General features: G+C 71.5%; 14 protein-coding genes. 5 read left to right on the top strand and 9 right to left on the bottom strand.

What is annotated here, in order from left to right; genetic code table 11:
• Window positions 1-48: 48 nt before the first annotated feature.
• The 4 genes from DEJ21_RS05695 to DEJ21_RS05680 all read right to left on the bottom strand — a co-directional run bounded on the left by DEJ21_RS05695 (window position 49) and on the right by DEJ21_RS05680 (window position 4,405).
• Window positions 49-1,086 (bottom strand): hemolysin family protein, encoded by a 1,038-nt coding sequence (locus DEJ21_RS05695; RefSeq protein ID WP_111223988.1) that lies wholly within the window; start codon window positions 1,084-1,086, stop codon window positions 49-51.
• A 55-nt stretch (window positions 1,087-1,141) separates the two neighbouring features.
• Window positions 1,142-2,524, bottom strand: coding sequence for a hemolysin family protein (locus DEJ21_RS05690; protein WP_027465831.1), 1,383 nt, complete (start codon window positions 2,522-2,524; stop codon window positions 1,142-1,144).
• A gap of 156 nt (window positions 2,525-2,680) precedes the next feature.
• The gene (locus DEJ21_RS05685; protein ID WP_111223987.1) at window positions 2,681-3,763 is read right to left on the bottom strand and encodes an NADH:flavin oxidoreductase/NADH oxidase; all 1,083 of its coding nucleotides are present in this window, start codon (window positions 3,761-3,763) and stop codon (window positions 2,681-2,683) included.
• Window positions 3,764-3,772: 9 nt separating this feature from the next.
• Entirely contained in the window at window positions 3,773-4,405 is a 633-nt protein-coding gene (locus DEJ21_RS05680) for an HAD family phosphatase (protein ID WP_111223986.1), read from the bottom strand.
• 24 nt (window positions 4,406-4,429) lie between these two features.
• Between DEJ21_RS05680 and DEJ21_RS05675 the strand changes: the two genes are divergently transcribed.
• Complete coding sequence (locus DEJ21_RS05675) at window positions 4,430-5,290, top strand: ADP/ATP-dependent (S)-NAD(P)H-hydrate dehydratase (RefSeq protein WP_111223985.1); 861 nt, start codon at window positions 4,430-4,432, stop codon at window positions 5,288-5,290.
• 264 nt (window positions 5,291-5,554) lie between these two features.
• Here the strand turns inward: DEJ21_RS05675 and DEJ21_RS05670 are convergent, their stop codons facing one another.
• On the bottom strand, window positions 5,555-6,265 hold the full coding sequence (locus DEJ21_RS05670; protein ID WP_111223984.1) for a YceI family protein: 711 nt from the start codon (window positions 6,263-6,265) through the stop codon (window positions 5,555-5,557).
• Window positions 6,266-6,348: 83 nt separating this feature from the next.
• Between DEJ21_RS05670 and DEJ21_RS05665 the strand changes: the two genes are divergently transcribed.
• Window positions 6,349-7,662: a glycosyltransferase 87 family protein gene (locus tag DEJ21_RS05665; RefSeq protein ID WP_111223983.1), complete on the top strand. Its 1,314-nt coding sequence runs from the start codon at window positions 6,349-6,351 to the stop codon at window positions 7,660-7,662.
• Complete coding sequence (locus DEJ21_RS05660; protein WP_111223982.1) at window positions 7,659-7,967, top strand: thiamine-binding protein; 309 nt, start codon at window positions 7,659-7,661, stop codon at window positions 7,965-7,967. The genes DEJ21_RS05665 and DEJ21_RS05660 overlap by 4 nt, the downstream gene beginning before the upstream one ends.
• A 3-nt stretch (window positions 7,968-7,970) precedes the next feature.
• Here DEJ21_RS05660 and DEJ21_RS05655 read toward each other — a convergent pair whose 3' ends face one another.
• Window positions 7,971-8,159 carry a hypothetical protein gene (locus tag DEJ21_RS05655; protein WP_146247703.1) on the bottom strand — a complete coding sequence of 63 codons (189 nt, stop codon included), beginning with the start codon at window positions 8,157-8,159 and terminating at the stop codon, window positions 7,971-7,973.
• A 124-nt stretch (window positions 8,160-8,283) separates the two neighbouring features.
• On the opposite strand from DEJ21_RS05655, the gene DEJ21_RS05650 reads away from it, so the two are divergent.
• Both DEJ21_RS05650 and DEJ21_RS05645 read left to right on the top strand, forming a co-directional pair.
• On the top strand, window positions 8,284-8,463 hold the full coding sequence (locus DEJ21_RS05650) for a hypothetical protein (RefSeq protein ID WP_071404570.1): 180 nt from the start codon (window positions 8,284-8,286) through the stop codon (window positions 8,461-8,463).
• Window positions 8,464-8,587: 124 nt separating this feature from the next.
• Window positions 8,588-9,853, top strand: coding sequence for an MFS transporter (locus DEJ21_RS05645; RefSeq protein ID WP_111223981.1), 1,266 nt, complete (start codon window positions 8,588-8,590; stop codon window positions 9,851-9,853).
• Between the two features lie 168 nt (window positions 9,854-10,021).
• Here the strand turns inward: DEJ21_RS05645 and DEJ21_RS05640 are convergent, their stop codons facing one another.
• The 3 genes from DEJ21_RS05640 to DEJ21_RS05630 all read right to left on the bottom strand — a co-directional run bounded on the left by DEJ21_RS05640 (window position 10,022) and on the right by DEJ21_RS05630 (window position 13,257).
• Window positions 10,022-10,693 (bottom strand): response regulator transcription factor, encoded by a 672-nt coding sequence (locus DEJ21_RS05640; protein ID WP_017888182.1) that lies wholly within the window; start codon window positions 10,691-10,693, stop codon window positions 10,022-10,024.
• Window positions 10,694-10,780: 87 nt separating this feature from the next.
• Complete coding sequence (locus DEJ21_RS05635) at window positions 10,781-12,103, bottom strand: hypothetical protein (protein ID WP_111024825.1); 1,323 nt, start codon at window positions 12,101-12,103, stop codon at window positions 10,781-10,783.
• A complete protein-coding gene (locus DEJ21_RS05630) occupies window positions 12,100-13,257 on the bottom strand; it encodes an ATP-binding protein (RefSeq protein WP_111223980.1) in 1,158 nt (385 codons plus the stop codon). The genes DEJ21_RS05635 and DEJ21_RS05630 overlap by 4 nt, the downstream gene beginning before the upstream one ends.
• Between the last annotated feature and the right edge of the window lie 54 nt (window positions 13,258-13,311).

Below are 13,311 nucleotides of genomic sequence, written 5' to 3'. Positions count from 1 at the left end.
GGCCCGTGGCGGTGTCGCCACGGGCCTCCCGTCCGTCTGCCGGTGCGTCTACCGGCGTCGGGTCGCGTCCTCGACCTCGCCCACCAGTTCTTCGAGGATGTCCTCGAGGAACAGCACGCCGATCGTGCGGCCGTCCGCGTCGAAGGCGCGCGCCACGTGGCGCCCCGCAGCCCGCATGGTTGCGAGCGCGTCCTCGAGGTCCATCTCGGTGTACAGCGAGATGAGCTGGCGGATGCGCTTCGGCGGCACCGGGTCGTCGAACTCGTCCGGGCGCAGGTCGATGACGTCCTTCACGTGCACGTAGCCCGTGGGGGAGCCGTCCTCGCCGACGAGCACGTACCGCGAGAACCCGCGCTGCGCCACGGCGTGCTCGACGTCGGCGGGGGTAGCGTCGTCGGGCAGCGTGACGAGCTCGGCCATCGGCACGGCGACGTCACGGACCTTCTTCTCGGTGAACTCGAACGCCAGGGCGAGCTTGCCGTCGTCGGTCAGGGTGCCCTCGCGGCGGGACTGCTCCACGATGGTCTGCACCTCCTCCACCGTGAAGGCGCTCACCGCTTCGTCCTTGGGCTCGACGCGGAACAGCCGCAGCACGGCGTTCGCGACCTCGTTCAGGCCGACGATGACCCAGTGCAGGCCGTGACCGATGTACCAGAGCGTCGGCACGAGCAGCAGTGCGGCGCGGTCCGGCATCGAGAACGAGATGTTCTTCGGCACCATCTCGCCGAACACGACGTGCAGGAACGACACGAGCAGCAGCGTGAACACGAAGGCCACGGTGCCGATCACCTCGGCGCTCCAGCCGGTCAGGTGCAGCGGGACCTCGAGCAGGTGGTGGATCGCCGGCTCGGACACGTTCAGGATGAGCAGCGAGCAGACCGTGATGCCGAGCTGGGTCGTCGCGAGCATGCGGGTGGCGTGCTCCATGGCCCACAGGGTCATATGCGCGGCCTTGGAGCCCTCCTCCGCGCGGGGCTCGATCTGCGAGCGGCGTGCGGAGATGACCGCGAACTCGGCCGCGACGAAGTACGCGTTGCCCATCAAGAGGACGACGAGCCAGAAGATGCCCCACCAGTCGGAGCTCATCGCAGTCCCTCCTTGCAGCCAGAAGATCCCGCTGCGCCCATCATCGAGTCGGAGCTCATCGGGTGCTGCCCTTCGTCGTGGTGGTCGGGGTGCTCTTGGTGGACGGGATGATGATCGCGGTCGCCGCCGTGTCGGTCGACGGGCGCGTCGGGGTCCAGCGGATGCGGTCGATCCGACGGCCGTCCAGCCGCTCGACCCGGAACACGCCGCCGTCCAGGGGCACCTCGTCACCGACGACGGGCAGGCGGCCCAGCGTCGACATGACGAACCCGCCGACGGTCTCGTACGGGCCCTCCTCGGGCACCTTCACGCCGGCGCGGTCCTCGAGCTCGTCGGGACGCAGCAGACCGGGGAAGGTCAGCCAGTCGCGGGAGCGGACCACGTCGATGCGGGCACGGTCGTGCTCGTCGGAGACCTCGCCGACGATCTCCTCGATCAGGTCCTCGAGCGTGACGACCCCGGCAGTGCCGCCGTACTCGTCGACGACGATGACCATCTGGTAGCCGCGACCGCGGACCTCGGCGAGCAGGGTGTCGCCGGGCATGGTCTCCGGCACGCGTTCGGCGTCGGTCATGAGGGCCCCGACGGGGACCTCCGGACGCTTCTCGCGCGGCACGGCGACGGCCTGCTTGACGTGCACGATGCCGACGACGTCGTCCGCGTCCTCCTCGATGACGGGGAAGCGGCTGAAGCCGGTCTTGCGGGCGAGGGCGATGACGTCCTCGGCGGACTCGGACACGCGAATCGTGGAGAGCCGCGGGCGCGGGGTCATCACGTCGCTGGCGCTCAGCTCGGAGAACGAGATGGTGCGCTCGAGGAGCGTCGCGGTGTCCTGTTCGAGCGAGCCCTCGGAGGCCGAGCGGCGCAGCAGCGAGGTGAGTTCCTCGGCGCTGCGGGCACCGGAGAGTTCCTCCTGCGGCTCGATGCCCAGCGACCGGAGCACGGCGTTCGCGGTGCCGTTCAGCAGCGCGACGGCGGGCTTGAAGACCGTGGTGAACGCGATCTGCAGCGGGACCACGAGCCTGGCGGTCTGCAGGGGCAGCGCGAGCGCGAAGTTCTTCGGCACGAGCTCGCCGAGGATCATCGACAGCAGGGTCGCGATGACGAGCGCGACGATCGAGCCGACGGTCTCGACGATGCCCTCTGGCAGGTTCATCGCCAGGAACGGCGCCTCGAGCAGCTTCGCGATCGAGGGTTCGAGCAGGTAGCCGGTCAGCAGCGTGGTCAGCGTGATGCCGAGCTGCGCGCTGGACAGGTGCGTCGAGGTGACCTTCAGCGCGCCGATGACCGGTGCGAGGCCGGCTTCACCGCGGTCGCGCCGTGCTTCGACGTCGGCGCGGTCGAGGTTGACCAGCGCGAACTCGGACGCGACGAAGACACCCGTGCCGAGGGTCAGCAGGATGCCGCCGATCAGCATGACGATGTCGATCGGACTCATGATTCACCCCCGTTCGCGCACAGGGATGACGTGCAGCTCACCGAGTGAGCGGCGGATGAGTGAGGCGAAGAACTATTCGGGGGATCGTCCACAGTGCTGCCAATCGTACTGCCTGCGCGGTCGCTGAACCGTGAATCCGTACAGAACCGACCGCGCTCAGGCCGTGATCCGCGCGCGGTGGTACTGCTGCGGCTCGTAGTCGACCGGCACGTGGAGTTCGACGGCGGCACGGAGCGCGAACGACGGGTCGCGCAGCATCTCGCGACCGATCATCACGACGTCGGCCAGGCCGGTCGCGACGATCTGCTCGGCCTGGAACGCCTCGGAGATCATGCCCACCGCGATCGTCGGGATGCCGGCGTCACGCTTGATCGCCGCGGCGTGCGGCACCTGGTAGCCGGGGCCGACCGGGATCGGCGCGCTCGCGACGTTGCCGCCGGTCGACACGTCGGCCAGGTCGGCACCGTGCTCCGCGGCCCAGCGGGCGACGACCGTGGTCTCGTCGAGCGTGAGCCCGCCGTCGACCCAGTCGGTGGCCGAGAAGCGGACGACGATCGGGAAGCCCTCGCCGACCTCGGCGCGCACGGCGTCGACGACCTCGAGCAGCGCGCGGGCCCGGTTCTCGAGCGAGCCGCCGTACTGGTCGGTGCGCTGGTTGCTCAGCGGCGAGAGGAACTGGTGCAGCAGGTAGCCGTGGGCCGCGTGGATCTCCACCAGGTCGAACCCGGCCTCGACGGCGCGGCGGGCGGACTGCGCGAAGGCGAGGGCGACGACCCGGATGTCCTCGACCGCGAGCTCGCGCGGGACGTCGTAGCCGTCGAAGGCCACGGCCGACGGCGCGACCGTGGTCCAGCCGCCCTGGTCGGCGGGGACGGTGCCGTGCGTGGTGTCCCAGGGGCGGTAGGTCGACGCCTTGCGCCCGGCGTGCGCGAGCTGGATGCCCGCCGCGGCGCCCTGCTCGTGCAGGAAGTCGACGATCGGCTTGAACGCGTCGCGCTGCTGGTCGTTCCACAGCCCGAGGTCCTGCGGGGTGATCCGTCCCTCGGGCACGACGCCCGTCGCCTCGACGACGACCGCGCCGGCGCCGCCCTTGGCGAAGCCGCCCAGGTGCACGAGGTGCCACGGCGTCGGGACGCCGTCCTGCTGGTCCACCGAGTACTGGCACATCGGGGAGACCCAGATGCGGTTGCGGACGGTCAGGTCACGGACGGTGATCGGGTCGAACAGGGCGTGCGTCACGCGGGCTCCTCAGAGGACGGGTGCCGGCGCCTCGGCCAGTCCCGTCAGGAACGACCGCAGCGACGCCGGCGACGTGTAGTGGTGGCCGACCGCCCCGATCGCTTCCGCACCGGTGGCGTTCTCGGCCCTGTTGTCCACGAACACCATCTGACCCGGGTCGATTCCCAAGCGCGCACAGGTGTCGCGGTAGATGGATGCCGCGGGCTTCAGGACGTGCTCCTCGGCGCTCACCACGACGGTCTCGAACAGCGAGCCCATCGGGGAGCGGCGGTACGGGTCACCGAAGTCGAAGCCCGCGTTCGAGAGCAGGGCCAAACGGGTACCGGCATCGTGCAGCTCCTCGACGATCTCGAGCGTCTCCGGCTCGACCTCGAACCACCCGGTGAAGTCGATCGCCCAGAACCGGTGGATCTCGGAGATGCTCCAGGTCCGTCCGGTCCGTTCCGCGATGGCACGCCAGTACGCCACGACGGACAGGTCGCCGCGGTCCAGGTCGTGCCGGAGCTCCTGGTACACCGGGAACAACTCGTCCGCCGGGACCCCGGTGGCGGCCACGAGGGCGTCCCGCGAGGCGTGCGGCGTCCGGCTGATCACCTCGCCGTAGTCGAAGACCACCACGCGACCAGGCAGGAACAGGCTCATGTGCTCCACCGTAACGTGGGGCCGGTGAACGACTTCGTGCCCGTCCGACCGTCCGATGCCGCCGCGTGGGTCACCGCGCCGACGGGGGAGTCCACCAAGTACCGTCGCGGGGTGCTCGGCGTGGCCACCGGCTCCGACCAGTACCCCGGCGCCGCGGTGCTCGGGGTCGACGCCGCCGTGCACACCGGCGTCGGCATGGTCCGGTACGTCGGACCCGCGCGCGCCACCGACCACGTGCTCACCCGCCGCCCCGAGGTCGTGTCCGGCGTCGGCCGCGTGCAGGCCTGGCTCGTCGGCTCCGGCATCTCGGCGCCGTCGCTCGGCGACCTGGACGAGACGACGGCGTCGGGCTTCTCGCACGCCTCCGACGACGGCGTCCCGGTCGTCGTCGACGCCGGGGCGATCCCGCTCGTCGACCTCGGGCCGCTCGCCGTGCTCACCCCGCACGCCGGTGAACTCGCCTCGTTCCTGGGGGCCGACCGCGCCGAGATCGAGCAGGACCCGGCCGCCGCGGCGCTCCGAGCGGCCGAGCAGACCGGCAGCGTCGTGCTGCTCAAGGGCGAGCGGACCCACGTGGTCACCCCGGACGGGTCGGTGCGGCTCGTGGCGTCCTCGGCGACGCCGTGGCTCGCGGCGGCCGGTGCCGGGGACGTGCTGGGCGGGGTGCTCGGAGCGCTCGTCGCCGCGCGGCAGGGCTCTGTCGAGACGGCCGGATCGTCGCTCACGCCGTCGGACCTCGCCCACCTGGCCGCGTCGGCCGCGGTGGTGCACGGACTCGCGGCGCGGCGGGCGTCCGGTGGCGGACCGTTCCCGATGACGACGCTCATCGCCGAGCTGCCGGGGGTCGTGCGGGACCTGGTCGTGGACGGGGACGCGCGCGGCTAGCGGTCGGTGCGCGTGCACCTTCCGACGATCCACGAGGGGATCGACGCGTGTTCTGTCGAAGGATGCGCACGCAATGGGTTCGTGCGCATGTTCCGACGGGACACCACGGGTTCGACAGGTGCAAGGTCGCAACATGCGCACGCATGAGCGAGCGGGCACGGCCGGTGTCGCAAGCGGCCGACGGACGGGAGGCGCGGTGCCAGCTGGCACCGCGCCTCCCGTCCGTCGGCGGTCACGTCACGGGCGTGACGCGCGTCGTGGACGTCAGCTCGCGGGGGTCGCGTGCACCAGGAACTCGACGGAACCGGCGTCGTCGACCTTGACGAACCCCAGGCTCGGGGCCTGCACGCCGTAGTCCGAGAAGGTGATCGGGACCGAACCGGAGATGTCGACGCCGTCGCCGTTCAGGCCGACCTGCAGCTTCGCGGTGACGTCCTTCGTGACGCCGTGCAGGGTGAGCTTCCCCGGGGCCGTCACGGTCGTCGTGTCCGAGCCGCTCGGGACCGCGTCGGCGATCGGTCCGGTGAGTTCGAAGGTGGCCTCGGGGAAGGCCGCGGCGTCCATCGCGGAGTCGCGGAAGTAGGCGTCGCGCTGGTCGGAGTCGGTGGTGATGTCGGCGACCTGCACCGCGATCTTGGCGGCGGTGATGCTCGTTCCGTCGACGGTCGCGGTGCCGGCGACGCTGTCGGTGCGGCCGGTGACGGTGACGTCGGAGCCGTTCAGGACCTCGTGGACCCGGTACCCGGCCTCGGAGTCGCCGCCGACCGTCCACTCGCCGGACAGGTCCGTGTCGTCGAGGGTGGAGGCCTCGCGGGTGGCGGCGACGGACGGCGCGGCCGAGGCCTTCGCGTTCTCGTTGCTCGTGTAGACGTTCGTGAAGACCACCGCGCCCACGACGCCGAGGACGACGACGGCGGCGATGACGGAGATCCAGATGACGGCCTTGCGGCGCTTGCGCGGGGTGTCGGTGGTCACGAGCAGAACGGTGACACGTCATGCTCGGGAGACCCTGAGTCCGTGGCAGCGACCGTCCCCGGTCCGGCCGCTACGCTCGTCCGGTGCAGAGGACCTCGACCCGGTGGCTCGAACTCGCCGGCTTCGTCCTGGCGTTCGTCGCCGTGCACGGGTTCCTGTGGTGGCTGACCATCGTCTCGGCGAACCTGCCGCTCGGTGACGTGACCATCACCTACAGCCGCTGGATCGAGACCGGGCGGACCGCGGACTTCTGGGTCGGCATCGACGGCGAGTGGGTGTACCCGATCCTGGCGATCGTGCCGATGGCGGCAGCGGCCCTCGGGGGAGTCGCATCGATCGGCACCGGCTGGTTGCTGCTGATGGTGCTGCTCGACGCCGTGGCGAGCGCGTTCCTGTGGCGGTTCCGGGCGCGTGTGGGGTCGTCTGACCGCTTCGGTGTGCACGGCGTTCGGGTCGTCTGGTGGTGGCTGCTGTTCCTGCTCGCGCTCGGGCCGATCGCGCTCGGTCGGATCGACACCGTCGCGACGGTGTTCGCGCTGGTGGGCGTGGCGTTCGTGGCCTCGAGACCGGCCGTCGCCTCCGCACTCTTCACCGCCGGCGCGTGGACGAAGGTGTGGCCCGCGGCGCTCGTCGCGGTGCTGTTGCTCCTGCGTCGCGGACACCGCCGGGGTGTGCTCGCCGGGGCCCTGGTGCTGAGCGCCCTGATCGTGCTCGTCGACGTGCTGTGGGGCGGTGCGCCGTACCTGCTGTCCTTCGTCGGTGAGCAGACCGGCCGTGGGCTGCAGATCGAGTCACCGCTCGCGACGCCGTTCATGTGGGCCGCAGCCTTCGGCGTCCCGGGCGCAGCGGTGTTCTACGACCAGGAGATCCTGACCTTCGAGGTGTCCGGTGCCGGCACGTCCGCCGCCGCCGCGGTGTCGACGCCGCTGATGGCCGTCGTCGTGGTGGCCGGGGTCGTGCTCGCGCTCTGGGCCGCGCGCCGGGGTGCCCGTCGGGCCGAGCTCGCGCCGGTCCTCGCGCTGCTGTTCGTCGCGGCGCTCATCGCGACGAACAAGGTGGGGTCGCCGCAGTACATCGGCTGGTTCGCGGTGCCGATCGTCTGGGGGCTCGCCGCCGGCACCCCGAGTGCGCGCCGGTTCGTGCCGATCGCCGTGACCGCGCTGCCGATGGCCCTGCTCACGCAGGTGATCTACCCGGGCTACTACGACCAGTTGCTCGGCGTGCAGCCGTGGATCCTCGTGGTGCTCACGGTGCGGAACGTGCTCGAGGTGGCGATCCTGGTGTGGAGCGTCGTCGTGCTGGTGCGGATGGGGCGGGCTGCGGGGTCCGGACGGGTGTCGGCGCGCTCGTCGTCGTCCGTGCGCGACCAGCCCGAGCCGGGCAGGATGGACGCATGATCGTCGCCTTCTCCGTCGCTCCGTCCGGTGGTCCCGCTGCAACGTCCGACGGGTCCGTGCACGACGCCGTCGCGGCCGCTGTCCGCGTGGTGCGCGAGAGCGGGTTGCCGAACCGCACCTCGTCGATGTTCACCGAGATCGAGGGGGAGTGGGACGACGTCATGGACGTCGTCAAGCGCGCCACCGAGGCCGTCGGTGCGCACGGCACGCGGGTGTCGCTCGTGCTCAAGGCCGACATCCGACCCGGGCACACCGGCGAGATCGACGGCAAGCTCGAACGGCTCGAGGCCGCGCTCGGCGAGTAGTGGTCAGCGGCGCCGACGCGGACGCCTGCGGCGACGGGGGTCGGTGCCGAGGACCGCGGCGACCGTCAGCAGGACGAGGCCGGCGACCGCGAACACCACCACGATGACGATCCCGATCGGGTCGGTGGCGTCCTCGCAGTTCGCGGGCGCGCCGGCGGCGCAGGAGGCCAGGACGGTCGTGACGGTGGGCACGTCGTCATCCTGCACCGCAGCGTGGCCCGACACGCCGGAGCGGTCCCTCGGATGTCGGTGGCCGGGTGTCTCATGGTCTGCATCGAGCCACTTCCGGTGGCCCCGAGACGACGAGGAGCGCGTGATGATGCACGACGGCTGGTGCCCCGACTGCGACCTGCGAACGGTCGTCATCGACACGGACGAACAGGGCGAGAACGCCTGGGCGACCTGCGCGGAGTGCGGCACCGGATGGGTGCACCGCGACGAGCTGCCCGAGCAGGCCCCGGCACGGACCCGCACCCCGGAGCGCCAGGCGGCCTGAGCTCCCGCGGGCTTTCGTTGGTCCGTTGGAGCGGTCTACACTCGACGGACCAGGACATCACGGCCGCCCCGTCCGGTGGGGTGCTGCACCGTCGTCCCGCTCCGCCCGCACGAGAACAGGCCCCATGTCACAGCTCACGCCTGCGCGTCGCACCCTCGCGCTCATCTCGCTCGCCCTCGGCGGGTTCGCCATCGGCTCGACCGAGTTCGTCGCGATGGGGCTGCTGCCGAACATCGCGCAGGCCCTGCTCCCCGAGCAGTACGGCATCGACCCCGACGCCGGGATCGCCCACGCCGGCTGGCTCGTCAGCGCCTACGCCCTCGGGGTCGTCGTCGGTGCGCCGACCATCGCGGCGATGTCCGCCCGGTTCCCGCGCAAGGGCCTGATCCTCGTGCTGCTCGTCGGGTTCGTCGTCGCGACGATCGCGAGCGCGCTGCTGCCCTCGTTCGGTCTGGTGCTCGTCGCCCGCTTCGTCGCGGGCCTGCCGCACGGCGCCTACTTCGGCATCGCGTCGATCGTGGCCGGCGACATGATGGGCCCGGGCAAGCGCGGCAAGGGCATCGCCATGGTGCTGCTCGGCCTGTCGGTCGCGAACGTCGTCGGCGTCCCGGTGATCACGTGGGTCGGACAGGTGGCCGGGTGGCGGGTCGCCTACGGTGTCGTCGCCGCGCTGTTCGCCCTGACGTTCCTGGCCGTCGCGGCCTTCGTGCCGAAGAGCGCCCGCGACGAGCACGCCACGATCGGCCGTGAGCTCCGGGCGTTCCGCGTGCCGCAGGTGTGGATCGTGATGGGCCTCGGCGCCGTCGGGTTCGGCGGGTTCTTCGCGGTGTACTCGTACATCTCCCCGCTCGTGCAGAACGTCACCGGCATGCCCGAGTCGTTCGTGCCGATCGTGCTCGTCGTCGTGGGCATCGGCATGGTCGTCGGCGGGGTGCTCGGCGGACACCTGGCCGACCACAGCGTGAAGCGCACGATCTACGTCGGCATGTTCGCGCTCATCGGCGCCCTGCTCGTCACCGTCCTGACCGCACAGTGGCTCTGGGGCATGCTGCTCGGCGCGTTCCTGCTCGGTGCGACCTCGTCGGCGATCCCGCCGGCGGTGCAGTCGCGCCTGATGGACGTCGCCGGGGATGCCCGCACGATCGCGGCGGCGCTGAACCACTCGGCGTTCAACATCGGCAACTCGATCGGTGCGGCCCTGGGTGGCGCGGTCATCGCGGCCGGCTTCGGGTTCCTCGCACCAGGCTGGCTCGGCATCGGCCTCGCGCTGCTCGGCGTCCTGGTGACGATGGTCAGCTACGCGGTCGAGCGGCGGAGCACGCGTCGTGCCGCGGTCCGCTCCTCGTCACCGTCCACCGGTCCGATCACCGCACCGGTCCCGACGGCCTGACACGCGGGGTGCGCGCACGCACCCACCGGACGGGAGGCCCGTGGCGACGCCGCCACGGGCCTCCCGTCCGTCACGTGGCGCGGAAGACCGCCCCGAGTGGGCAGAAGACGTCGGGTTCCGTGACGGGACCCGACGTCTTCTGCTCACTCGATGCGCGACGCACGCGCGCTACAGGCCCAGGGGGCTGCCGTCCTGCACGATGATGCCGTCGGTGATCGCACGCTTCCGCAGCGCGACCTTCGTGCCCACGTCGAAGCCGGCGACGCGGTACTTCTCGCGGATGCGCTTGAGGTAGCTCTTCGCGGTCTCCTCGGAGATGCCGAGCTGGTAGGCGACGCTCTTGACGGGCTCGCCACCGCCGTACAGGGCCATCACGCGACGCTCCTGGGCGCTGAGCTTCGGGACACCGCCGACGTCGCCGCTGTTGATGGCGAGGTCGAGCTCGGCCGAGACGTACTGCTCGCCGCGCTGGGCGGAGCGGATCGCCTCGACGATCATGTCGGCGTCCTCGCTCTTGACGAGGTACCCGAGGGCACCGGCGCCGAGGGCCTCGCGCACGACGTTCGGCTCCGAGTACGTGCTCATCACGACGGTCTTGACGCCCGCGGTCTTGAGCGTCGAGATCTTCAGCGACACCGGGATGGAGTCCTTGAGGTCCAGGTCCAGCAGCACCACGTCGACCGGGAACGCCGGGCTCGTCAGGAGCTCGGGCCAGGTCGTGACGGCGGCGACCAGGGTGATGTCGTCGGCCGCGTTCCGGATCCACTCCGTGAGCGCGCCGAGGAGCATCCTGTGGTCGTCGACCAGTGCGAGTCGGATCGGTTCCTCTGGAGTCGCCATGCTGGCGTCCTTTCTCGGTGCGGATTGCTCGGCCGATCCTAGGAGGATGCGGGCCGGAAGTCGGTCAGGCGTGCGGGTGTCCGGCAGCTACATCGACGGATGTCGGTTCACGACGCAGTGCGCGACGATGTGCAGCGCGCCGTCGCGGACGGTCTCGGTGTACGGGCCGATGCGCTGCAGGGCGCTCCAGGCCGTCGGGCCGAGGCTGCGACGGGGCACCCCGCGGGACTCGATGACGACGGGGACGTCCATCGTGTCGTCGCTGACCGGGTGACCGTCGGAGCCGATCGGACCGAGGGTGACGGAGACGACGGGCATGCCGGGCTGCGCGGTGCGGCCGTCGCCGACCATCTGCCAGATCGCCTGCAGCAGCCCGTCGCGCTGGGTGGGGGAGAGGTGCCCCGCCAGGGCGGTCGGGTCGGCGACGCTCACCGAGCGACCGAGGTGGTCGGACTCGGTGATCGCGTGGTAGAGCCAGGTCTCGCGACGGCCCTCGATCAGGTGCAGGCGGAGCTCGGTGGCGAGCGACGCGGCGACGGAGCTCGAGGCGTCGGACAGCGGCAGCGGGTCGGTGCCGTTGGCGACGGCGTCGAGCAGCTTCTCGGCGGCCAGGTCGAGCCGGGCGAGCTCGTCCGAGGCGAGCATGCCGACGGCGAACTGCGGCGCCTGCACGTTGCTCTGCACGAGCACCCGGTCGAGTTCGCGCTGCACGAGCTGGCGGAACCGCTGCACGACGTACAGCGCGAGCGACGGCGGCACCACGACGAGCGACAGCAGGGACACGATGCCGGGCATGGTGTCGTGCGTGATCGGCGTCGACACGACGGCCATCACGATGAACGCGATGCCGAGCGCACCGATGGCGGCTGCGACCTCGCGGGCGGGTCGGAGCGTGGCGATCGGCAGCAGGGCGAACCCGGCGGCCATCGACGCGGTCGCGGTGTGCGCGATGTCGTGCTCGGGCCAGATGCCGATGAAGTCGAGCGTGACCACGCACGCCAGCACGACGCAGATCAACGCGAAGGCCGGACCCGTCAGCCGTTCGCCGTAGGTCAGGACGCTGAGTCCGACCCCGACGGCGGCGACGACGTAGAGCCCCCAGGCGACCGCGGGCAACCACGGGTCGGAGTACTCGTTCCAGCGCACCAGGAAGAACGCGATGCCGGCGACGGCCTCGATCGCGGTGAGGACCGCGGCGCCGAGGCCGAGGTACCCGGCACCGAGCGACGCGCCGGGCTTGGCGGCCTGGCGCAGGGACCGGGCACCGGTGGACGTCGACGGGAGCCCTCGGGCCTGGCGCCGTTCGCTCGTGCGGTACCGCTCGCGCGCCTCGCGGCGGGTGCGGGGTGCTGGCGGAGCGGTCTCGCCGGGCAGGCTGCGGCCGATGGTGTCCTCGGGGACCCGGGTCATCGCGGTGCCTCCAGGACGACGGTGGTGCCGGAGCCCGGCGCGGAGAAGAGCTTCGCGTCGCCGCCGACCTCGCGCAGGCGGTTCACGACGCTCTCCTTGAAGCCGAGTCGCTCGGCACTGACGGTGGTGAGGTCGAAGCCGACGCCGGAGTCGGTGACCATCGCACGGACGACCTCGTTGTCGTGGACGATCGTGACGTGCGCCTCGCCGACGCCGGCGTGCCGACGGACGTTCTCGAGGCACTCGCCGAGCGCGAGCAGGAACGCGTCGAGCACGTTCGACGGCAGCAGGACCTGCCCGGTGCCGTGCCAGCTGACCTCGAGCCCCATCCGGCCGAAGCGCTGCTTGACCGACTCGAGCGTCTGGCCGAGCGGTGATTCCTCTTCGCGGGTGAGCGAGTAGTCACCGGACTGCGAGGGCTGCGGGGTCGCACCGAGGCGCAGGTGCCGGAGCAGTCGGGCGTCCTCGGCGGCCTGCTCACGCATCGCCTGCTCGGAGACGCCGACGCCTGAGTGCGCCAGCAGCGTCAGGGTCGCGAGCACCGTGTCGTGCAGCAGGCGGGCACCCTGGCGGCGCTGCGCCTCGGTCTCGCTGGCCTGCCGTTCGGCGCGGTGGGCGGTGCCGATGCTGTAGATGCGGCGGGCGACGCGGGGGATGCTGCGCGAGATCCAGATCGCCACGACGGCCATCAGGATCCACCCGAGCAGTGCGCCGCTGACCGGGGTCGACAGGAGCGAGCCCGATCCCCACACCATGAGCACCACCACGGCGCCGCCCCCGGCGATGGTGATGGCGAGACCGACCGGGTGCCCGCGCTGTGCCATCAGCGGTGCCGAGAGCCCGCCGGCGGCCAGGGGCATGACCGCGCTGGCGACGAGGGGCCTGGCCGAGTCGTCGACGCCGGAGAAGAGCAGCACCATCGTGGCGAGCCCGGCGACGACGATGGCGGCGGTCCACCACACTTCGCCGCCGCGGCCGAAGCACACGAGCGCGGTGATCATCGCGGCGATGCAGAGGAGTGCGCCGATGAGAGACGGCGCGGGCACGGCGGCGGCGGAGAGGATGCCCACGACGCTGACGAGCGCGCAGACGATGCCCACGACACGGGTCGCCGACCGCAGCAAGCGGTCGCGTTCCTGTGCGATGAAGTCCATCGATGTCCTGGTTGGTGACGATCTGGGCGGTGCGGGAAACCGAGCGTCGGTCAG

It is taken from the genome of Curtobacterium sp. MCSS17_006 (assembly GCF_003234215.1).
Lineage (GTDB): Bacteria > Actinomycetota > Actinomycetes > Actinomycetales > Microbacteriaceae > Curtobacterium > Curtobacterium flaccumfaciens.
This window is presented reverse-complemented; position numbering and strand designations above follow the sequence as displayed.